The organism is Mycobacterium sp. DL440, from assembly GCF_011745145.1.
GTDB lineage: Bacteria > Actinomycetota > Actinomycetes > Mycobacteriales > Mycobacteriaceae > Mycobacterium.
This window is the reverse complement of sequence record NZ_CP050191.1, coordinates 2,169,559-2,191,845: the sequence shown is the minus strand read 5'-3', so window position 1 is coordinate 2,191,845 and position 22,287 is coordinate 2,169,559. Positions and strand designations below refer to the sequence as shown.

At 65.3% G+C, this 22,287-nt stretch carries 17 protein-coding genes and 1 tRNA gene (1 of these 18 only partly in view); 5 read left to right on the top strand and 13 right to left on the bottom strand.

Annotation, left to right across the window (positions count from 1 at the left end; genetic code table 11):
* Position 1 precedes the first annotated feature (1 nt).
* The 3 genes from HBE63_RS10565 to HBE63_RS10555 form a co-directional block, all read right to left on the bottom strand.
* Positions 2–925 carry an ABC transporter permease gene (locus HBE63_RS10565; protein ID WP_166904703.1) on the bottom strand — a complete coding sequence of 308 codons (924 nt, stop codon included), beginning with the start codon at positions 923–925 and terminating at the stop codon, positions 2–4.
* Entirely contained in the window at positions 922–2,556 is a 1,635-nt protein-coding gene (locus tag HBE63_RS10560) for an ABC transporter substrate-binding protein (protein WP_243858597.1), read from the bottom strand. Before HBE63_RS10560 ends, HBE63_RS10565 begins: the two co-directional genes overlap by 4 nt.
* Before the next feature lie 428 nt (positions 2,557–2,984).
* The gene (locus HBE63_RS10555; RefSeq protein WP_166904701.1) at positions 2,985–3,803 is read right to left on the bottom strand and encodes an acyl-CoA thioesterase domain-containing protein; all 819 of its coding nucleotides are present in this window, start codon (positions 3,801–3,803) and stop codon (positions 2,985–2,987) included.
* Positions 3,804–3,991: 188 nt separating this feature from the next.
* On the opposite strand from HBE63_RS10555, the gene HBE63_RS10550 reads away from it, so the two are divergent.
* Together HBE63_RS10550 and HBE63_RS10545 are read left to right on the top strand one after the other, a co-directional pair.
* The gene (locus tag HBE63_RS10550) at positions 3,992–4,768 is read left to right on the top strand and encodes a DoxX family protein (RefSeq protein WP_166909641.1); all 777 of its coding nucleotides are present in this window, start codon (positions 3,992–3,994) and stop codon (positions 4,766–4,768) included.
* 9 nt (positions 4,769–4,777) lie between these two features.
* The gene (locus tag HBE63_RS10545; protein ID WP_166904700.1) at positions 4,778–5,308 is read left to right on the top strand and encodes an RDD family protein; all 531 of its coding nucleotides are present in this window, start codon (positions 4,778–4,780) and stop codon (positions 5,306–5,308) included.
* A gap of 61 nt (positions 5,309–5,369) precedes the next feature.
* Here HBE63_RS10545 and HBE63_RS10540 read toward each other — a convergent pair whose 3' ends face one another.
* Positions 5,370–6,818, bottom strand: coding sequence for a GntP family permease (locus HBE63_RS10540; RefSeq protein WP_166904699.1), 1,449 nt, complete (start codon positions 6,816–6,818; stop codon positions 5,370–5,372).
* Entirely contained in the window at positions 6,815–7,330 is a 516-nt protein-coding gene (locus HBE63_RS10535; RefSeq protein WP_166904698.1) for a gluconokinase, read from the bottom strand. The genes HBE63_RS10540 and HBE63_RS10535 overlap by 4 nt, the downstream gene beginning before the upstream one ends.
* A gap of 123 nt (positions 7,331–7,453) precedes the next feature.
* Between HBE63_RS10535 and HBE63_RS10530 the strand changes: the two genes are divergently transcribed.
* Complete coding sequence (locus HBE63_RS10530) at positions 7,454–8,173, top strand: FadR/GntR family transcriptional regulator (protein ID WP_166904697.1); 720 nt, start codon at positions 7,454–7,456, stop codon at positions 8,171–8,173.
* Between the two features lie 5 nt (positions 8,174–8,178).
* Here HBE63_RS10530 and HBE63_RS10525 read toward each other — a convergent pair whose 3' ends face one another.
* The 7 genes from HBE63_RS10525 to HBE63_RS10495 all read right to left on the bottom strand — a co-directional run bounded on the left by HBE63_RS10525 (position 8,179) and on the right by HBE63_RS10495 (position 14,445).
* Positions 8,179–8,505: a YnfA family protein gene (locus HBE63_RS10525; protein ID WP_166904696.1), complete on the bottom strand. Its 327-nt coding sequence runs from the start codon at positions 8,503–8,505 to the stop codon at positions 8,179–8,181.
* A gap of 3 nt (positions 8,506–8,508) precedes the next feature.
* The gene (locus HBE63_RS10520; protein WP_166904695.1) at positions 8,509–9,255 is read right to left on the bottom strand and encodes an ABC transporter ATP-binding protein; all 747 of its coding nucleotides are present in this window, start codon (positions 9,253–9,255) and stop codon (positions 8,509–8,511) included.
* A complete protein-coding gene (locus tag HBE63_RS10515) occupies positions 9,239–10,093 on the bottom strand; it encodes an ABC transporter ATP-binding protein (protein ID WP_166904694.1) in 855 nt (284 codons plus the stop codon). Before HBE63_RS10515 ends, HBE63_RS10520 begins: the two co-directional genes overlap by 17 nt.
* Complete coding sequence (locus HBE63_RS10510; RefSeq protein ID WP_166904693.1) at positions 10,090–11,292, bottom strand: branched-chain amino acid ABC transporter permease; 1,203 nt, start codon at positions 11,290–11,292, stop codon at positions 10,090–10,092. Before HBE63_RS10510 ends, HBE63_RS10515 begins: the two co-directional genes overlap by 4 nt.
* Positions 11,289–12,326 (bottom strand): branched-chain amino acid ABC transporter permease, encoded by a 1,038-nt coding sequence (locus HBE63_RS10505; protein ID WP_166904692.1) that lies wholly within the window; start codon positions 12,324–12,326, stop codon positions 11,289–11,291. The genes HBE63_RS10510 and HBE63_RS10505 overlap by 4 nt, the downstream gene beginning before the upstream one ends.
* 84 nt (positions 12,327–12,410) lie before the next feature.
* A complete protein-coding gene (locus tag HBE63_RS10500) occupies positions 12,411–13,622 on the bottom strand; it encodes a branched-chain amino acid ABC transporter substrate-binding protein (protein WP_166904691.1) in 1,212 nt (403 codons plus the stop codon).
* A gap of 196 nt (positions 13,623–13,818) precedes the next feature.
* Positions 13,819–14,445 (bottom strand): ANTAR domain-containing response regulator, encoded by a 627-nt coding sequence (locus HBE63_RS10495; RefSeq protein WP_166904690.1) that lies wholly within the window; start codon positions 14,443–14,445, stop codon positions 13,819–13,821.
* An 83-nt stretch (positions 14,446–14,528) separates the two neighbouring features.
* On the opposite strand from HBE63_RS10495, the gene HBE63_RS10490 reads away from it, so the two are divergent.
* Both HBE63_RS10490 and HBE63_RS10485 read left to right on the top strand, forming a co-directional pair.
* Positions 14,529–14,605, top strand: a tRNA-Leu gene (locus tag HBE63_RS10490).
* A 184-nt stretch (positions 14,606–14,789) separates the two neighbouring features.
* Positions 14,790–15,464: an isoprenylcysteine carboxylmethyltransferase family protein gene (locus HBE63_RS10485; RefSeq protein ID WP_166904689.1), complete on the top strand. Its 675-nt coding sequence runs from the start codon at positions 14,790–14,792 to the stop codon at positions 15,462–15,464.
* Between the two features lie 39 nt (positions 15,465–15,503).
* On the opposite strand, the gene HBE63_RS10480 is transcribed toward HBE63_RS10485, so the two are convergent.
* Positions 15,504–22,287, bottom strand: the 3' portion of a protein-coding gene (locus HBE63_RS10480; protein WP_166904688.1) for a non-ribosomal peptide synthetase. Its footprint extends 1,397 nt past the window's final position; 6,784 of the gene's 8,181 nt are visible here — the last part of the coding sequence; its start codon lies beyond the right edge, outside the window — the gene reads right to left on this strand; the stop codon is at positions 15,504–15,506.

Here is a 22,287-nt window from a genome sequence, read left to right as displayed (position 1 = left end):
GTCACGCCCTCCTGAGGCGGGAATCGACCCGGACGAAGGCGACGTCGACCAAGAGGTTCGCCACCACGTAGACCAACGCCACCAGCAGCGTCACGCCCACCACCACCGGCATGTCCTGCTTGGAGACGGCGTCGACCAGGATGCGGCCCAAACCGGGTCGGACGAACACGATCTCGACGATCACAGCCGTCGAGAACAACGATCCCAGGGCCCAGCCCGAAAGAGACAGGCCAGGTAACACCGCGTGCCGCAACGCATGTCGCCAGCGCACACCCCAGTCACTCATCCCCCGCGCGCGTGCCGACACGGCGAATGGTTGCTCCATGGCCGTGGAGAACTCGTCGCGGGTCACCTGGCCGAGGAAACCGGCCAAAGGCAGCGCCAGGGTCAACGCGGGCAGCACCAGACCGGCCACTCCGTCGTCACCGACGACCGGGAACAGGTGCAACTGGAATGCGAAGACTACCAACAGCACAATGCCCAGCCAATACTGCGGCAACGCGGCCAGAAAAATCTCCACGCCCGAACCGAGCGCAGCCAGCGCCCGACTGCGATGCGCGGTCAGCAGGGTGACCACCACCGCAATCCCCCACGAGGCCACCAACGCGGTGATCGTCAACACCAGGGTCGGGCCGACCTGCTGCGCGATGATGTCGGCGACCGGTTGCTTGAGCACGTACGACGTCCCCAGATCGCCGCGCAGTAGCCCACCGAGATAGTCGACATACTGCATCAGCAGTGGCCGGTCGAATCCGTACTGTGCGTTGACTGCTGCCAGTTGCTCGGGGCTGGGTTTGGAGCCGGCGCCGCCGAGGATCGTCTGGGCCGGGTCGCCCGGCATCAGGTGCTGGGCGAGAAACGTCAATGTCGCTGCGCCCCAGAGCACTCCGATCATCCCGGCGATCCGGATCAGCACCCGCTTCATGGTGCCAACCAGGCGTCGTGCAGCACCGGCTCACCCTCCGAGGGCTCGATCCAGACATCCTTGAGCCGCTTCTTGGCGACCAGTCGGGTGGTCTGCGGGTACAGCCCGAGGTGATAGGCGTTCTCGGCGACGATCTGCTCGACCTCGCCATAGAGCTTCTTCTGCTGCTCGACGTCGATCGACGCTGCCGCCTGGTGCAACAGATCATCGATCTTCGGGTCCGAAACCCACGACATGTTGTTGCCCGGAGCAGCTTTCAGCGAATCGCTGGAGTACACGATCGAGAGCACGGCGGGCGTCGGGCTGTTCCAGTACGCGCCGGTCAGGCCGTCATAGGCATCCTTGTTCGTAAATGCCGCGTAGTACTGGTCGGCTGGGAGCGGCTTGAGCACCACATCGAAGCCGATCTCCTTCTCGGCGGCCTGAATGTTCTGGAACAGCGTCACATCGGCGGGCGGCGTGTCTCCCGGGTCCGACGAGTAGACCAGTTGTGCGGTCAGCCGCCGGCCGTCCTTGGTGCGGTAGCCGTCGGCATCGCGCTGGGTCCATCCCGCGGAATCCAGGAGCGAGTTGGCCTTGTCCGGGTCATGTGCGTAGTGGTCGCGCAGGTCTTCGCGCAGGTAGGGCGTGGTCGACGACAGCGGGCCCGGCTCCCAGTCGAAAACGCCGAGATACGCGCTGCGAACGGCCGCTTCGGCGTTGGCACCGTGGATGAACGCTTGACGCACCGCCTTGTCATCGAACGGCTTGTGGCTGGTGTTCAGCGCGATGCCGTTGGGCAGCCCGGTGTGGGTGAAGGCCTGCAGAACCAGGTTGCGGTCGGCTTCCAGCGCCGCCTTCTGCTGCGGCGGTGGGTTGAAGATGATGTCGGCGTCGCGTCCCTGCACCGCCGCGAAGCGGACCGATCCGTCTTCGAGGAACTTCCAACTGACGTGCTCGAGGTAGGCCGGTCCCTGGTGTTTGGCGTCTTGCGGGGCCGAGTCGTAGTCAGGGTTGCGGTCCAGTTCGACGCTCTGGCCGCGGATCCACTGTCTGACGATGAAAGGTCCGGTGCCGACCGGCGACTGGCAGTTGGCCTCCAGCCCACGGGCCATCGCCTTGGGTGACTCGATTCCGAAGAACGCCTGCGAAAGCACCGGCAGCAGAGCGGAATACGGTGAGGACAAGGTGAGCTCGAACGTGGACGTATTCACCGCGCGCGACGACTTGTAGTACGGCCTCAGGTAACCCGTATCGGTCTGCGACTGGGTGGCCGGATCCAGGATCTGCTCGAAGTTGGCCTGCACCGCAGCGGCATCCAGTGGGGTGCCGTCGTGAAATTTCACTCCGGAGCGGATCGCGAAGGTGTAGACCAGTCCGTCCGGGGACACCGTCCACGAATCGGCCAGCCACGGCACCACCGAGCCGTCGGGTCGCTCGGACACCAGTGAGTCCAGGTACTGCCGGGCAACGTAGGTCTGCGGCATGTCGCCGAAGTTGTGCGGATCCAGGCAGGTCGGCTCACGGTCTGCGCCGTACACGATGGACCCGCCGCTCACCGGCGTGCCGCCCTCGCCCGAGGATTCGTTCTGCGCCCCACTTCCGCAGCCGGCAGCCACCATCGCAACCGAAAAGGCAATGGCGGACGTCATCAGGGCATGGCGAAGGACGGTACGAGGCATGTCATGCGTTCTTTCGGTCGGTCGAAGAGCGTCGAGCACTGGGTGGCCGAGCCGGCGGTGGACATGACCGTGCCGATCGGTGGTGAGTGAGCGCTGATCAGGGGTTCAAGGGGTGGTACAGAAGCCTCGCCACGATGCCCAACCCGACAGCCGGAAGCAAGAGATCAAATCGGGTCGATCAAAAATGGACTACAAAATCGACCAGTACGTCCGTCACCGCCGGACATGGCGGTGGCCAGTATCCGAGTGGTTGCGGCGCCCGGCTTCGTCCCTTCGATCAGGGCGACGAGGTTCCCGGCGGCTGCAACAGCGCGCGCTCGAATCCGTCCTCCACCCCGGCCATGTCTGCTATATGGCCGCTGCGGCCGGTCTGGAAACCTCAGTGCCAGGTCAGGCGGTCACCGTGGTGCGGTGCGATCCGGGAACGGGTCGTTGTTGAAATCGATCTGAGCCGCCGGGTTGCTGATCGCAGTGACCAGGCCGGTGCCGAACGCCCCGGAACTGTCGTACAACGTCGAGGCGCCAACCGCGATGCCGTCAGCGGCCCGATGCGAATCCGCCTCCACGCCGATCCACTCGTCTCCCGGAAGCCGGGACAGCGCGACCGTGAGGTCACCGTTGATGTAGCCGACGCCGGCGGTGCCCAAGTTCGTGACCAGGCTGGTGCCCTCGGCAGCCATCGCCGCCCGCACGAACGGCGAATTCGGATGTCCCTGCACCACCGTGATGGTGCGGTTCATGAACCGCTTACGCGACGCGTTCTGGTGGTCGGCGATGGCGCGACCCCATCCTCCCGCGTCACTGCCCATGTACGTCGTCCGGTTCCCATCGAGTGCGGCGGGTGGTTCGAAGTCGGTAGCCGCAGTCCATTCCTCACCCCGTGGCGGAGCACTCAGCCGGTATTGCACCAATGTCGCACGTGCCACTGTCACGCCGTCCTGCACCAGCTCGCACTCGGAGTTGCGGACCCGCCTGCCGTCACGGATCAACGCCACCTTTGTCGTGGTCTTTAGCCCGCGCGCGGCTTTGAACAGGTCGACCGTCAACCGGGCCGGAAGAAACTCGGGAAGCCCGAACGCTGACTCCAACGCCCGAGCAGCCAGGCCGACCAGGGCCGGCCCGTTGAGATGATCCGCACCCCAGTGGCTCTGCGCAAAGCGAGTCGGATGGAATCTGTCCTGCTCGGACTGCACGAAATGGGCGACAACCTCGGTCATCGGCGAATCGTCGCATATGGGCTAACTAAATTTGTCAGCGGGCATCACGAAGGGCGCCGTGGCCGGGAACGAACACTCCGTCCTCACCGCGGGCTGCTGGCCGGGCACCGTTGACCTGACCGGACAGGTTTGCCCTGGCGGGCTCTGGGAACTCCTAGCCCATGTTGATCAGACGAATCGCCCGCCCCATGTTGTCTGCGACCTTCATTGCCCGAGGCGTCGACACCCTGCGCGACCCGAGTACCTCGACCGAGACGACGCACAGAACTCTCGGGGTGTTGAGTGCACTACCCGGCCCGGTCGGGGCCGGGGTGCCAAACAACGCAGACGCGGTTACCCGGGTCAACGCGGTGGTTCAGGTGGCAGGTGGGCTCCTCCTGGCGCTCGGCCGGGCACCGCGGCTGACCGCGACGGCGCTGGCCGTCACGATGATTCCGAGAAGCGTTGGCTCACAGGCATTCATGAAAGATTCCGACCCGCAACACGCCGCGGCTCAGCGCCGTGAGTTTCTCACCGATGTGAGCCTGCTGGGCGGCTTGATCATCGCGGCGGCGGACACCGCGGGCAAACCGTCCCTGGCCTGGCGCGGACGCCGGGCTGCACGGCAGGTCTCGGCCAGCGTCGCCGCCGCTGTTCCCGGTGTGACGTCCGGCAGCCTCAACGGCAATGCGCTCGCCGACAGCGCGTTCGCCGAGAAGGTCGGGCACGGCCTGGCCGTCGGCGCCGAACGGGGCCGCGAACTGGCCGATGCAGCTGTGGAGCGGACGACCGAATTGGCCTCCGAGTTGGCGCAACTCGCGCGGGAACACGGACCCGAGGTGGCCGACGCGGCCCGCGAACGCGCCACCGAGCTCGCGCACATCGCCCGTGAGCGCGCACCCGAACTCGCCGAGGCGGCCCGCGAACGCTCTGCCGCGGTGGCCGATATCGCGCGAGCGCAACTCGACCAGCGCCGTGATCGGTAGCGTTGGGGCATGAGCACGGGTGACTATCAACCGGAATTCGGTCAGTACGGACAACCGGGCGGCTATCCGCCGCCTTATGGCGGCCAACCATCGGGTGGGTACCCCCCGGCCTACGGCGGGCAAGCGCCTGGCGGCCTGGGCCGGCGCTGGTTCGCGAGGGTGATCGACGGGATCTTCGTCATGATCGGGGCGTTCTTCCTGTCGTTCGTCACCGACTCGCTGTCGAGCTACTGGGTGACCGGCCTGTTCACCGGACTGCTGATGTTCGTCTATTACGTGGCTTTCGAGGTGTCGATGGGCGCGACACCGGGCAAGAAGCTGCTCGGGCTCGCCGTGCACGGTCCGGGCACGGCGGCCAAGCCGACGGCCGCGCAGTCGGCGATCCGCAATGCCTTCACCCTCCTGACGATCATTCCGTGGGTGGGCGGCCTCCTGGCCGTCGTCGCGATGATCATCATCGCGGTGACCATCAGCTCGAGCCCCACCAAACAGGGCAAGCACGACGAACTCGCCGGCGGAACACAGGTGGTCCGCGGCTGAGAGCCATTACGTGGGGTGCCCGTTCGCACGGGCGCCCCACGTAGGGGCTCGGTTTACCGGCTCAGACCACCAGTCCCAGCAAGAGGACGAAAACCAGACCGGACACCGACAGCACGGTTTCCATCAGCGACCAGGACTTGATGGTCTGGCCCACGGTCATCCCGAAATATTCCTTCACGAGCCAGAATCCGGCGTCATTGACATGCGAGAAGAACAACGACCCGGCACCCACCGCGAGCACCACCAGGGACACCTCGCCGGTGCTCATCCCCTCGACCAGGCCAAGCATCAGTGACGAGGCGGTAATAGTGGCCACGGTGGCCGACCCGGTGGCCAGCCGGATCAGGACCGCCAGCACCCACGCCAGCAGCACGACCGACAGGTTCGCGCCCTTGGCCCATTCGGCGAGCAGGGTGCCGATCCCGGTGTCGACCAGAACCTGCTTGAATCCGCCACCGGCCGCCACGATCAGGATGATGCCGGCCACCGGAGGCAGCGATGACTCAATACATTTCACGATCTGGTCGCGACTCATCTTGGCGCCGCCACCGAGAGTGAACATGCCGACGACCACCGCGATCAGCAACGCCATCAAGGGTTGGCCGAGGATGTCGAACGTCTGACGCAACAGATGCGACTTGTCGTCGACGAGGATGTCGACGAGCGCTTTGCCCATCATCAGTGCCACCGGCAGCAGCACGCTGAACATGGTCATCACGAACGTCGGTCGCGCCTTCGTGGTGGTGGTCGTAGTCGTCCCCGCCGCACTGGCCGTGGCACCGCCACCGGCGTCAGCGCTCGCAGAGTCCGCCGCGTCGAACCGGTCCGGGACTTCCAAGACCACCCAGCGACCAGCCAATTTGCCGAACAACGGACCTGCCACCACGATCGTCGGGATTGCGACCAGCACACCCAGCGCCAGCGTGACGCCGAGATCGGCGTTGAGCAATGAGATCGCGGCGACCGGTCCCGGGTGTGGTGGAACGAATCCGTGCATGGCCGACAAGCCCGCCAGCGCGGGGATGCCGACGGTGATCAGGGACAGTTGAGAACGGCGGGCCACCAGATAGATCACCGGCATCAACAGCACCAGCCCGATCTCGAAGAACATCGGCAGTCCGATGATCGCGCCCACCAACGCCATTGCCCATGGCAGCGCCCGCGGTGACGCGTGCCCGACGATGGTGTCGACGATCTCGTCCGCTCCCCCGGTGTCGGCCAACAGCTTGGCGAACATCGCGCCGAGAGCGATCAATATCCCGACGCTGGCAGCAGTTGACCCGAAGCCGCTGGAGAACGAGGCGAGCACGTCGCTCATGTTTTCGCCCGATGCCATGCCCACGGTCAGCGCGCCGAAGATCAGGGCCAGGAACGGATGCAGTTTGACGATCGTGATGAGCACGACGATCAGGGCGATGCCGGCCAGTGCGGCCAGGATCAACTGCGCGCCGCCCGCCACCGGCTCGACCAGCTCCGTCCCGGCCGCGAGATGAGTGAGCGCCGAGGTCATCGCTTCTCCTGTCCTGTTGTCGCAGTGTCGGATTGGACCATATATTCATCGATAATGGCGTCGATGCTCTGATCCACGTCGATGGCGGCACCGGCTTCATCGGGACCGAGCGGCTCCAGCGTCGCGAATTGCGAGTCCAGCAGGGCGGCCGGCATGAAATGCCCTGGTCGGCTGGCCTGGCGTCGGCGGATCACCTCTGGTGATCCGCTCAGATGGAGAAACACCACATCGGGGCAGTGCCGGCGCAATTGGTCGCGGTACTTGTGTTTGAGCGCCGAGCAGCTCATCACGCCGCCATCGTGGTGCTTGGCGAGCCACTCACCGATCGACTCCAGCCACGGGTAGCGATCGTCGTCGTCGAGGGCATGGCCGGCAGACATCTTGGCAATGTTGGCGGCGGGGTGAAAGTCATCGGCGTCGGCGAACGGCACCCGCATCCGCTGTGCCAGCGCGGCGCCGACTGTCGATTTGCCGGACCCCGATACGCCCATGACCACGACTGGTGAACCCATACATCCGCCTCATGCTGTGTGTCTGTCGTCACACAGCATGACTTAAAAGGCATATGTTTGCAACACTCAGCTGGTTACATCGGTTCTTTAGCCCGCATGTCCACGATATGACAGGATGTAACCGTGTCCTCGCCCTCAAACGTCGGCGCGTTGCATGCCAACCTGCTGACGGCGCTCGGTACCGGGATCGTCTCCGGCGCACTGGCGGCCGAGCAGGTGCTGACCCTGGACCGAGTCAGCGCCGAGCACGAGGTGTCCCGCAGCGTCGCGCGCGAGGTGATCCGGGTGCTGGAGTCGATGGGCATGGTGGAGTCGCGGCGTCGGGTCGGGATCACGGTGCAGCCGTCACGCAAGTGGAATGTGTTCGATCCCAGACTGATTCGCTGGCGCTTGGACGCCGGGGACCGAGTGCCGTTCCTGGCATCACTGTCCGAGCTGCGACGAGGTTTCGAACCGGCCGCCGCGGCCCTCGCCGCACGGCGGGCCAACCCCGACCAATGCCGAATCTTGGCTGCCGCCGTCTCCGACATGGTGGTGCACGGACGGTCCGGCAACCTCGACGCATACCTGCTGGCGGACAAGGTTTTCCACCAGACCCTCCTGGACGCCAGCGGCAACGAGATGTTCCGCGCACTCACTGACGTGGTGGCCGAGGTCCTGGCCGGGCGCACCGAACACGGCCTGATGCCGGACTCCCCCAACCCGGCGGCCATCGAGTTGCACGACGAGGTGGCCCGGGCCATTCGGCTGCGCGACGAGGCGGCCGCCGAACGCGCGATGCGGGCGATCATTGATGAGGCCGCCACCGCGGTGATCGACGACGACAGCGCCCATCTGAGCTGACGGGCTCAGCGCGGCGCGTACATGATCAGCCCGACGCCGAGCAGGGCCACGAGTGCACCTGTGACATCCCAACGGTCGGGCCGGAAGCCGTCGGCGGCCATGCCCCACAACAATGATCCGGCGATGAACACTCCGCCGTAAGCGGCCAGGACCCGGCCGAAGTGAGCGTCGGGCTGAAATGCCGCGACGAAGCCATAGGCGCCGAGCGCGATCACCCCGGCGCCCATCCACATCCAGCCGCGATGCTCGCGCACGCCCTGCCACACCAGCCAGGCTCCGCCGATCTCGAGCACCGCGGCGAGGACGAACAGCGCGATCGATTTGCCTAACATGGGCTACGCGACACCCAAGTAGGCGGCACGAATGCTGTCATCCGCCAACAACTCCCGCGCATCACCGGTTCGGGTGACGTTGCCGGTCTCCAGGATGTAGGCCCGGTCCGAGCGACTCAGCGCCTGTTGGGCGTTCTGCTCGACCAGCAACACGGTGGTGCCCTGAGAGTTGATCTCGGAGATGATCCTGAAGATCTGCGAGATCACCATCGGCGCCAACCCCATCGACGGCTCGTCGAGCAACAGCACCCTGGGTCGGGACATCAGCGCGCGGCCGATGGCCAACATCTGCTGTTCGCCGCCGGAGAGGGTGCCGCCCACCTGGGATCGCCGTTCAGCCAGCCTCGGGAACGTCTGGAACACCCAGTCCAATCGCTCGTCGTGCTCATGGCGGGACGCGAATTTGCGCCCATAACAACCCATCTCCAGGTTTTCCACCACCGTCATGCCCGGAAAGACCCCGCGTCCCTCCGGAGCCTGGATCAGTCCGTCGATGACGCGCTGATGGGCTTTCACGCGCGAGATGTCGCGGCCTTCGAACCATACGGAGCCCGACGTCAGCGGCCGTAAGCCCGAGATCGCCCGCATCATCGTGGTCTTGCCGGCCCCGTTGGAGCCCAGCAGCGTGACCAACTCCCCCTCATGCACCACCAGCGAAACCCCGTGCAACGCCTTGATCCTGCCGTAGTGCACCACCGCGTCGCGCACCTCGAGCAGCACCGGACGGCTGGTCTCAGCCGAGCTCGTCATCGGGCACCCCCAGATACGCGGCGATGACCTTCGGGTCCTCGCGGATTTCGGATGGCAATCCGTCGGCGATCTTGCGGCCGAATTCCAGCACCACGATGCGGTCGGTCACGCCCATCACCAGGCGCATGTCGTGCTCGATCAGCAGCACCGTGTAGCCGTCGTCGCGGATCCTTCGGATCAACTCGATCAGCGATGCCTTCTCGGCCGGGTTGAACCCCGCAGCCGGCTCGTCCAGGCACAACAGCTTGGGCTCGGTGGCCAGCGCGCGGGCGATCTCCAGGCGCCGCTGATCTCCATAGGGAAGGTTTCTGGCCTTCTCCTCCCCGCGATGCGCGATTCCGACAAAGTGCAGCAAGGCCACGGCGCGTTCGACCGCGGACCGCTCCTCGCGACGGTGTCGTGGGGACCGCACCAGGGCACCCGGCACCGAGGTCTTGTGCCGCGCATCGGTTCCCACCATGACGTTCTCCAGTGCGGTCATCTCACCGAAGAGGCGGATGTTCTGGAAGGTGCGGGCGATGCCACGTCGTGTGATCTGGTGACGTTTGATCCGGCCCAGTGGAGCGCCATCGAACATGACCGACCCCGAGCTGGGCCGGTACACACCGGTGATCGCGTTGAAACAGGTGGTCTTGCCCGCGCCGTTGGGTCCGATCAGGCCGAGGATCTCCCCGCGCCGGATGTTGAAACTGACCGAGTCCAGCGCCACCAGGCCACCGAACTTCACGGTGAGATCCCGCGTCTCCAGCAGGACCTCGCCCTCGGCGGCCTGGATCTCACGGTGTACCCCGGCCAGCTCCTCGACGCTCTCGGTGACGCCGGGCATGGGCTCGCTCATCCCACCGGCTCCTTGTCTGTGGTGCCGCGCAACAACTGTCGGGCCGCTCTGCCGTAGGTCAGCAGTTGTTGGCGCACCGGGAACAGCCCCTGCGGCCGGAAGATCATCAGCACCACCAGCGCCAGACCGAAGAACAGGTACTTCAGGTCACCGAGGTTGATCCCGAGGAACTCGACCCCCAGGAGGCGGTTCGGCAGATACACGACGATGAAGGCGCCGAAGATCACGCCGAGCTTGTTGCCCTGCCCGCCGAGCACCACCGCGCACAGGAACAACATCGAGTTGATGATGTTGAACGTCGGTGGCGCAACGTACTGGACCTGACCGGCGTAGAGCGCACCGGAGAGCCCACCGATCGCGGCGCCGATCACGAAGGCCCACAGCTTGAACCGGAAGGTGTTGACGCCCATCACCTCTGCGGCGTCCTCGTCCTCCCGAACGGCTACCCAGGCGCGCCCGACCCGGCTGCGCTCCAGATTGCCGACCAACAGCAGGATGCCGATCATCAGGATCAGGCCGAGCCAGAACCACCAGGTGCCATAGTTGGCCTCACCGACCGAGTTGCCGCTCGAGAACACGCCGTTCGGCAACTTCTCGCTCTCCCCGATCCGAGGATAGGCAACCTGATTGAGCCCGCGTGAACCGTTGGTGATGTCGGACAGATTGTCGGCCAGCAGCCGGATGATCTCACCGAAACCGAGGGTGACGATGGCCAGGTAGTCGCCGCGCAAGCGCAGCGTCGGCGTCCCCAGGATCAACCCGGCCAGCGCGGTGACGGCCATGGCCAACGGCACGCAGGACAGCCAGGCCCAGTCCTTGCTGAAGAAACCGTTGGGGCCCACCTTGTTCCACGGGCTGTCGGGGCTGGTCAACAAGGCGACGGTGTAGGCGCCGACGGCGTAGAAGCCGACGTAGCCGAGGTCGAGGAGGCCGGCCTGACCGACGACGACGTTGAGGCCGATCGCGATGATGGCGACCATCGCGAACTGTGCCATGGTGCCGCCGAAGCTGATGCCAGGGGTGTTGAGAAAGCTCGGGGTGAACAACGGCAGCAGTGCCAGCAACCCGAATCCCACAATGCCCACAACCCATTTGGCCGCCCTGGGCAGGGTGGACCAGGATTCGCGGATGGCGTCGCCGGGGGCCAGCAGGGTCTTGGTCACCGAACCGGCGGATGCTGAACCGTGAGGTTCGCTCATACCCGTGCCTTCCCGAGGCTTTCACCGAGTATGCCGGTCGGCCGGAACAACAGGACCAGCACCAGCAACACGAACGCCACGACGTCACGCCATTGCGTCCCGAATACCGCCTGCCCGTAGTTCTCCATGATGCCCAGCAGCAGACCGCCCAGCAGGGCTCCACGGAGATTCCCGATACCGCCGAGCACCGCCGCCGAGAACGCCTTGATGCCGAGGAGGAATCCGCCCGAGTAGATGATGCCCTGCGGCACCTTCAGCGTGTACAGCAGCGCCGCCGCCCCGGCCAGCAACCCGCCGATGAGGAAGGTCCGCATGATGATGCGCTCCCGGGAGACGCCCATCAGCGTGGCGGTGGTCGGATCCTGCGCCACCGCACGGATCCCACGTCCGAACTTCGTGCGGTTGATCGCGATGTCGGTCAGCAGCGCCAACACCAGCGCGGCGCCCACGACCACCAGCGTCACGTTCGACACCGTCGCGCCGAAAATCGTGAACTGGGCTTTCGGCTGGACCAGGACGATGGGTTGTTGCGCGTTGCTCCCGCCGTAGCCCTTCATCAGCTTCGGCAACACGAAGTGCACGAACTCCTGCAGGACGAATGACATACCGATGGCCGTGATGAGGAAGGTCAGGGCGCGGGCATTGCGTTTTCGCAGCGGTCGATAGGCGATGAGTTCCAGACCGACTGCCGCCGATCCCGAGACCAGCATCGCGAACAGCAACGCGATGCCGAGATACAGCACAGTCAACGCGACGCCCTTGTTGTAGGTGTTGCCGCTCGGGGTGAAACCGAGAATCACATCCAGACAGAAGTAGGCGCCGAACATGCCCAGCATGAAGATCTCGGAATGGGCGAAGTTGATCAGGCGCAGCACGCCGAAGACCAGGGTATAGCCCACCGCCACCAGTGCATAGATCGCACCCCAGGAGAGGCCGTCGATCGTCAACTGCCAGAACCCGTCTCGCAGACCATCCAAGTTGAAGCTGATGTTGGCTGCCAGGCAGGCGAACTGCTCGACGCACTGGTGGATCATCCGGCGGCGGCTCCTGACTGAAGTGATGTGAAGCGAAACGCGTCCGAGTCCCGGGGACGGTCTCGGACGCGTTTCGTGTGAGGACTACTTGACTTCGTACATCCAGATCAGGTTGGTGGTCAGCTCGCCCTTGTCGGTCCACTGGTACTTGCGCGCCACGCCTTGGCCCTCGTACTTGCGGACGTAGTCCAGCAGCGCCGGCCGGGTGATCGCACCGGAGTCGATGCCCTTGAGCAGGATGGTGCCCAGGTCATAGCCCTCGGTGCTGTAGGTGCCGGGCGCCTGCCCGAACTTCTGGGTGTACTCATCGGCGAACGCCCCGGTGGCCGGACCACACGGGCAGGACAGCAAGGCGCCCTTCGATGATTCGCCGGCCTGGTCGACGAACTGTTGATCCTTGGTGCCGTCGGCGCTGACGAAGGTCGCCGTCACACCGCCGTCCTTGAGTTGCTGCACGAACGGTGCGGCCTCGGAGTAGTAACCGCTGTAGAAGACCGAATCCGGGGCGGCGCCCTTGATCTGGGTGACGGCGGCGGAGAACTCCTTGTCCCCCTTCTTCACCGAGATGTTGCACGACGAATCGGCAACCGGGCCAAGGGTTTCACGCACGGCCTCGGCCAGGCCGAGACCGTAGTCGGTGCTGTCGTCGACAACGCACACCTTCGTGTTGCCGAGCGTGTTCTTGAGGTAATTGGCCACCGAGGGGCCCTGCACGCCGTCATTGGCCAGGCCGCGGAAGAACGTCCGCCACCCGTTCTCGCTCAACGTGACGTTGGTGGCCGATGCGGTGGCCGCGACCAGACCGGCCTGGTTGAACACGTCACCGGTGGCCTTGGTCTCGCCGGAGAACGCAGGCCCGATGAGGCCGATGATGAACGCCTCGTCGACGATCTGCGGCGCCACGCCGGTGGCCTTCTGCGGATCACCTTCGGTGTCAAAGCTCTTGAGCTGCACCTGGCAGCCGGCGTTGGCGGCGTTGTGCTTGTCGATCGCCAGCTGCACGCCGTTCTTGATGTTGATGCCCAGGGCGGCGTCCGGACCGTTGAGCGCACCCATCATGCCGATCATCACCGGCGGGCAGGCGGCCTTGCCGTCGCCGGCAGGATCAGCAGGCGTGACGTCCTGGGCCGCCTTGACCTCTGCACCGTTCTCGTCGATCTGAACCTTCTCGACGATCTTCAAATTGGTCTGCGATGCCTCGCCTTCTGGCGAGGATTGGTTACAGCCGGCAATCGCCAGGGCAACCACACCCGCACTTCCGAGAGCAAACGCTTTCCGTGCCACGCGACCGCGCACGCTTCACCTCCGGGTCAGAGTTGTCAGCGGTACCGGCGCCCTGACCTTGCGAGGACGGGGCGCCGGAGCTTCGGGTAGAACATAGCCAACCACCGGCCCGAGCGCGGGATGTTGAGTGAGGCTTCTTCCGCGCGTACTGGCCAAACGTGGAATTTCGGCCCGGCAGAAACCCACAATTAACAACCGGCCCGGTCGGTCAGTTCTCCGGAGCGGGCGCTTCCTCGGATTCGTCCAGGGTTTCCAGCACCACCTCGGCCACCCGTTTCATGGTGGTACGGCGGTCCATCGCGGCCCGCTGAATCCACTTGAAGGCCTCGGGCTCGGTCATCTGGTGTTTGCTCTGCAGCAAACCCTTGGCCCGCTCGACCAGCTTGCGGGTCTCCAGCCGGTCCCCCAACGTCGCGACTTCGTTTTCCAGCGCGGCGATCTCGCTGAACCGGCTGACCGCCACCTCGATCGCCGGGACCAGGTCGGTGACACTGAAGGGCTTGACCAGATAGGCCATCGCCCCGGCATCACGGGCACGCTCGACCAATTCTCGCTGGCTGAACGCGGTGAGGATGACGATCGGGGCAATGCGCTTGCTGGCGATCTCAGAGGCGGCGTCGATACCGTCGCGGCGCGGCATCTTGACGTCCATGATCACCAGGTCCGGGTGCAGGGCCTCGGCGAGCTCGACGGCCACCTGACCGTCACCTGCCTCACCGACAACCTCGTAGCCCTCTTCTCTGAGCATCTCGGCGAGGTCGAGGCGGATGAGCGCCTCATCCTCGGCGATGAGCACGCGGCGTGGTCTGTCAGCGTCTGTTGGTGACCCGGTCATGAGAAACATTGTGTCGTGGAGGGCGCCGTTCGGCGACCGCGGGGGCATCATCTATGGTGATAGGCCGCAGTACTGATCGGCACGCCCTCGTATCCCAACTGGCAGAGGAAACGGATTCAAAACCCGTACAGTGTGAGTTCGAATCTCACCGAGGGCACCACGCTGTCTTGGAAGGCAGCTGCGCAGACGAAGTAACCGCAGCCCGGATCAATCCGCCGCAGCCGAGGATCGTCAGAACAACACTCAGTGCCAAACGCACCCGCCTCCCCGGCAACCGCCGGTAGGTTAAGCGTGCGCAGCATCGGCTGCCGGCAGCCGATGCTGCGACGGACCACAGGAGGATCGTGAAAGCCGTTGCGAGAGTTGTGGGATTCGGGCTCGTTGAGCTCATCGTGTTCGGCTTGGTGCTGTTCTCACTCGCCGGAACATTCAACTTCTGGCAGGCGTGGGCGTTTCTGGTGGTGTTCGCTCTTTCGACGTGGATCCCGAGCATCTACCTGCAACGCGCGGACCCCGCTGCGCACCAACGGCGCAAGCACGCAGGGCCGGCCGCCGAAAGCCGAACGCTGCAGAAGGTCCTCATTGCGGCGTGGTACGCATCGCTGGCAGCAATGGTCGTGGTCAGCGCCCTGGACCATCGCTTCGGTTGGTCCTCGGTGCCGCCGGCGATCTGCGTGGCCGGCGATGTTCTGGTAGCCGTCGGGCTGGGCGTCACGAGCCTCGTCGTCATCCAGAACAGCTTCGCGGCCTCCACCGTTCAGGTGGAGACAGGCCAGCAGCTTGCCTCCACCGGCCTGTATGGGCTTGTGCGCCATCCCATGTACACCGGCAACGTACTGACCATCGTCGGCTTCCCCCTCGCGCTCGGGTCCTATTGGGGGCTGCTGCCCGTCGTACCCGGCCTCATCATGCTCATCGTTCGCATCCGCGATGAAGAAAAGCTGCTTGTCGAAGAGCTGGACGGATATCGCGAATACACGAAGAAGGCGCGCTATCGCCTGGTGCCCTACATGTGGTGACCGCCGCACCGGCCCCCACGGGGTCGACGCGGCGAGCATTCACTGAGCGGGTGCGTTTGCCAACTGCTGCGCCAAGCTCCGCACGGACGGGGCGTCGAACAGCGTGAGCATCGTGAGTTCGACGTCGAGGGCCCCGTTGATTGCAGCGATGGCACGCATCGCAGAAATCGAATCGCCGCCCGAATCGAAGAACGACTCCTCCACTCCGACGCGGTCCACGCCCAGCACCTCGGCATAGATACTGGCCACGATCTGCTCGATCAGGGTGGACGGAGGGCAATAGGCGCCATTGGTCTCGCGACCGTCGGGGGCCGGCACCGCCGTGGTCTCGGGCTGAGCCGAGACCGCCTTTCTTCCCCACCGGTGCAGCCGTGGGTGTTCGGACCCATTCAGGACGTCCGTGGACGACAAGCGGCGACCCGGATGGGCGGCCATCTCCACCAACACCTTATTGAACCGCTCCATCAGTGCTTCGATGGTTTCCGCATCGAACACATCGGTGTCATATTGAACCCGCAGTTCCAACTCGCGGCCCGGCCCGGCCTGCACCGAGATCGGGTAGTGGTAGTAGTCGCGGCTGCTGAAACCCGTAATGGCCAATCCGTCTCCACCCGGTTGCGTCCCGGACTCAGTCGGATAGTTCTCATAGACGAAGACGGTGTCGAACAGTCTGTCCTGGCCGGTGATGCGGTGGATGTCGCTGAGTGCCACGTGCTGATGCTCGAGTGTCTCGTTGTGAGCATTCTGTAGCTGATCCAGCAGATCGGCCGTCGTCATGTCCGGTGTGAAGGTGGCCCGCACCGGCACCGTGTTGATCAACAGGCCCACCATCGAATCCGCGCCGTCCACCTCGGCAGGTCTGCCCGAAACGACAGTGCCGAACGCGACGTCGGACTGACCGGTCAGTGAGCTGAGCAGCAGTGCCCAGGCACCCTGCAACACCACGTTGACCGTGGTGTGATGCGAGCGCGCCAGCTTGGTGAGCGCGCGGGTGGTCTTCGCGGGTACCCGATACGAATCGACGCAACGCTCCCCGAACCGCAACTTCTGCGGCGGCCCGACGAGAATCGGGGTGTCGAAACCGGCCAACACCTCGCGCCACGCTGCGTGGGCGGCATGATGATCGCGTTCGGCCAGCCACGTCATGAAACTGCGATACGGCGAGGCCGCGGGCAACCGTAGCCCGTGGTAGCCGGCGAAGATCTCCTGCATCAGGATCGGCATCGACCAGCCGTCGAGCACGATGTGGTGATTGGTCAGGATGAAACGGTGCCGATCGGCCGCGATGCGAACGAGCGCGGTACGGAAGGCGGGCTGGTTCTCGAGGTCGCACACCGCCGAACGCTCGTCCGCACAGATCTCCTCGATCTGTGCGTCGACGCCGATGCCGTTGGCGTCCAATTCGATATACCGCCAGGGCGCCACGGGATCAGCGGGAACGACCTGCACGGGTTGCTCGAATTGTGGGCAGAAGCGGGCCGCCAGATGCGGATGCCGGTTTACGACTGCCTGAACGGCATCGCGGAGCTGGTGCACGTCGAGCGGGCCGCTCAATGCCAGATCCAGCTGCACCGCGTAGACGTCGTCGCCGGAGCTGTTCGCAATGCCGGCGTGATACAGCAGTCCCTGCTGCAACGGCGTCAACATCAGCACGTCGGCAACGGGGAATTCGCCGTGCAGCGCATCGATCTGCTGTTGGCTGAGCCGGGCCGGGGCGATATCCGACGGGGTCAACCCGCCCCCACCCCGCCTGACGTGGGCGCAGATACCCGCGAGAGCGTCGAACCACAACCGGCTGATCCGGGTGACGGCCGTGCGATCCAGCGCCGACGGCGCCCACGTCCAGGTCGCATTCAGATGCGGGCCGGTGTCGGTGTCGATCGTGACCGCGTTGAGCTCCACGGAGTGCGCCAGCGCAATGGGCATCGCCCCGGCCGCGCCCGTCATGGACAAACCGGCCTGACTGAAACGCCACACGTCACCAGACGCATAAGCCGCCGGAGAACCCAGCCGTCCGAGGTAGTTGAACCCAATGACGGGATCGGATCCAGCCAGGTCCACGTCGGGGTTGAGATAGCGCAGCAGACCGTAGGTCAGCCCGTCGGGCAGGGCTCGAAGCTGCTCCTTGGCGTCTTTGATCACCGCGCCGAGTGCCGCATCACCAGCCACCACCTGCGTCCAGCGCAGCCCACCTCCGCGGCCCCCGAAGCTCAACGACACCGGGTACTTGGTGGTGAACCAGCCGACCGTGCGTGACAGGTCGACATCTCGACCGTCAATTCCACCGACATCCGCTAATTCCTCCTGGCGCCCGTGACCCTCCACATCGATCGCGATCGGCGCTCCACCGGTCCCCAGGTATTGCGCCCACGCGAGGGCAAAGGCGATCAACAAGATCTCATGCACCCCGGCGTGAAACGCCGCAGGCACGTCGCCGAGGAGCATGTGGGTGGTCTCGGCGTCCAGAAACTCCGTCAGGTATCCGGCCGTGGCAAACGTATCCTCCGCCGGCCGCGGTGCCGGCAACGCGGCCGGGATCGACGTCACCTGCCGCCACACGTTCGCCTCGCCGACCACGTCGGGGTGGCGCGCGTACTCGGCCAGCAGGCCGGCCCATCCCGCAAACGACGTGCCCGCCGGCGGCAACAGCACGGGCTGTTCCCCGCGATGCTGAGTCCAGGCGATGTTGAGGTCCTCCAACATAATTCGCCACGACACACCGTCAACAGCCAGATGGTGAACCACCAACGCCAATTGGCCCGTGGAAGAACTCCACAACGCGCTCAACATCGCTCCGGCAGCGGGATTCAACCGCGACCGTGCCGCCGCCAGCGCGTCTTCCGTCAAGACGTCCACCGTCTGCAGGTACGCGCGGGCGTCCACCGTATCTGCCTCGGGCACCGTCAGAGACCAGCCGCCCTCACCGTCGTCCTCGGCGCGCAACCGGAGCATGCCGTGCCGATCGAGCAAGGCCTGCAACAGGATTACGACGTCGTCCTCGGAGGCGCCGGTGGGTGCCTGCAACACCACGGTCTGGTTGAACTCGTCGATCGGGCCGTCGGCACTTTCCAGGCTCTTCAACCACTGCATGATCGGGGTTGCCACGACAGGTCCGAGCCCCTCGTCGATCACGCTGCCTGCGCTGTCTGCCATCCTGACCACCCGCGCCAGCCGGGCCACGGTCTGCTGGACGAAGATGTCTTTTGGGCGGCCGGTCAGGCCGGCATGGTGGGCCCGCCATATCACCTGCATGGCCGAGATGCTGTCGCCGCCAAGGTCGAAGAACGAGTCGTCGACTCCGACCTGCTCGAGCCCGAGGACCTGAGCAAAGATGCCGGCCAGGATCTCCTCGAGGTGAGTGGCCGGGGCGCGGTAGTGATCGACGTCCTGGTATTCGGGTGCAGGCAGGGCACGCGTGTCGAGTTTGCCGTTGACCGTCAGCGGCAACGAGTCAATCGCGACGACGGCCGTGGGCACCATGTAGGAGGGCAGCTTCTCCCCCAGCGCGGCACGTAAGGCGGCGGGATCGGCGACCCCGGTGATGTAGCCGACGAGGCGCTTGTCCCCGGGGCGGTCCTCACGGGCGATCACGACCGCCTGCTCAACACCGTCCAAAGCCGTTAGTACCGATTGGATTTCACCCAGCTCGATGCGGTAGCCGCGGATCTTGACCTGCTCGTCGGCACGCCCCAGATACTGCAGCTCCCCGTCCGGGCGCCAACAGACCAGATCCCCGGTGCGATACATCCTTTGTCCCGGCGCACCGAAAGGACACGCCACAAACCTCGACGCGCTCAACCCGGGCCGGCCGACATACCCGGCAGCCAGACCCGCACCGGCCACATACAACTCGCCCACGACACCGACCGGCATCGGCCGCAACCATCGGTCGAGCACGAAAAAGGCCAGATGCTTCAGCGGAACGCCGATCGGGCTGACCGCGACGTCGACATCGGCGGCGGTGATCTCACGAAACGAGGCGTGCACCGTCGTCTCGGTGATCCCGTACATGTTGACCAGCCGCGGTAACACCGGATGATCCTGCAGCCACTCCGCCAGCCGTGTGGGGTCCAGCGCCTCACCGCCGAAGACCACCAATTCAAGCTGGAGTTCAGCCCCCGGCGAGAGTTCATCCACGGTCTGCAGCGCATAGAACGCCGACGGCGTCTGACTCAGCACGCTGACGCGCTCATCGACCAGCAAGGCGTGGAACTCCTCCGGAGACCGCGCCACCGTGTCGGACACCACCACCAGCCGCCCACCATGGAGGAGCGCCCCGAAAATCTCCCACACCGAGAAGTCGAACGCCAACGAATGACTTTGCGTCCAAACCTGATCCGCCGACAACTCCAGGTCGGCATCCAGCGCCTCTAGCAGGCGGGTCACGTTGTGGTGCGGGATCGCCACTCCCTTGGGCACACCCGTGGTGCCAGAGGTGTAAATCAGATACGCGACATCATCAGGTGCCGGACCCACCGTCGGCGCGCTACTCGGCTGTCCGGCCACCGCGACGTCGTCGACGGCGATCACCATCAACTGACGCCCGTCCAGGCGATCGGCCAGATCATTGGTGGTGACCGCGGCCACCGGCGCGGAATCAGTGAGGACGAACTCCAACCGTGAATCGGGCACCGCGGGATCGATGGGCACATACGCCGCACCGGTCTTGAGGACCGCGAAAATCGCAACGATCGCTTCGACCGACCGGGAAAACAGCACGGCGACGCGCTGTCCCGGACCCACGCCCCGCTCGATCAGCAGATGCGCCAACCGATTCGCGGCCTGATCGAGGTCTCCGTAGGTGAGGTGGCCTCCGTCGAAACTGACCGCCACCGCACCGGAATCGCGGGCCACCTGGGCCTCGAACAAAACCGGAATCGACGCCGGTTGAGCAGCTGGACGGGTCAGCGTCGCCCGATTGCCCACCGTGTCCAGGCGCAGCTGCTCATCGGCATCGAGCACATCAATCGCAGACAGCCGCCGAGAGGGGTCGGCAGCCATCGCCTCGAGCACCCGGTGCAGCCGATCGACCAGCGCTTCGATGGTGGCGGTGTCGAACACATCGGTGCGGAACTCCACCGTCCCCGAAATCCCTGCGGCCTCCCCGGTTTCAGTCCAGCGCTCGGCCAAGGAGAACGACAGATCCATCCGGGCGGTATGGGTGTCCAGCGGTAGCTGGGTGGCCTGCAGATCCCCCAGCGCCAACCCGCCACCGGAAACGCGGGTCTGTCCGGGAACGTTCTGCCAGGCCAACATCACCTGCACCAGCGGATGATGGGTCAGCGAACGGGTCGGATTGAGCCGCTCGACGAGTACCTCGAAGGGCACATCCTGATGCTCGAAAGCGCTGAGACTGCTGGCACGAACTTGAGCCAGCACCTCGGCAACACTGGGATCTCCTGCCAGATCCACCCGCAACACCAACGTGTTGACGAAAAACCCGACCAGCTCATCAAGGGCTGGATCGCGGCGCCCCGCGATCGGGAAGCCCACCGCCACATCGGAACTCGAGCTCAGTTTCGAAAGCAGCGTCAGCAGCGCCGCTTGGACCACCATGAATTTGGTCGCGTTGTGATCGCGAGCCAGTCGAGCGACGTGTTGCTGCAGATCAGCCGGCCACTCCACATCTACCCGGTCGCCTTGTTGGTCAGCCACCAAGGGACAGGGGCGGTCCGTCGGTAACGCCAAGCGCTCGGGCATCCCGGCCAGGGCGTCCGCCCAGTATTTCAGCTGCTGGGAGATGCGGCTGTCGCTGTCCTCCAGATCGCCGAGCTGCGCGCGCTGCCACAACGTGTAATCCGCATATTGGACCGCCAACGGTTCCCAGCCGGGAGCCTCCCCCACACGCCGGCTGGCATAGGCGACTCCCAGATCGGCCACCAGCGGGGTGATCGACCAGCCGTCGGCGGCGATGTGGTGCACCACGGCCACCAGCACGTGCTCCTCGGCAGCGACGCGGAAAATCTTCGCCCGGAAGGGGATCTCGGCAGCCAGGTCGAAACTGTGTCGCACTGCCTCCTCGACCGCTTCCTGCAACCGGCTTGCCGGCCACCCGGCGGCATCGACGACGCCCCAGGTGAATCCGGTCTGATCGGCGGGAACGACCAGCTGCTGAGGCGTCCCGTCGACCGTCGGGAACACCGTGCGCAGGCTCTCGTGACGATCGAGTAGGTCCGCGAAGGCCGCGCCCAGCGCATCGACGTCGAGCGGCCCGTCCAGCCGTAGCCCGGCCGTCAGGTTGTAAACCGGTGAAGGGCCCTGCAATTGGTCGACGAACCACAACCGGCTCTGAGCAAACGACAGCGGCATCACCGCCGGTCGCTCGCCGGCCAGCAAGGGCTGCCGGCGGCCTTCATCAGCACCGAGGCGGAGTGCCAACTGGGCGACCGTTGGAGCATCGAACACGACGCGCTCTTCAAGGCCGGCGTCCAGAGTTCTGTTGAGCGCGGCGACCAGGCGCATGGCCTGCAGCGAATCCCCGCCGAGATCGAAGAACGAGACATCGACGCCGACGCGTTCGAGTCCGAGGATCTGAGCGTAGATGCCGGCCAGGATTTCCTCGGTGGGAGTCGACGGAGCCCGGTAGTCGTCGATGTGTTGGTATTCCGGTGCGGGCAAGGCTTTCTTGTCGAGCTTGCCGTTGACGGTCAACGGCAATGTCTCCAACGCGACCACCGCCGTGGGCACCATGTACGACGGGAGCTTCTCCCCCAGCGCCGTCCGCGCCGCGGACGGATCGGCGGTACCGGTGATGTAACCGACCAGCCGCTTGTCCCCGGGACGGTCCTCCCGGGCGATCACGACGGCCTGCTCGACATCATCC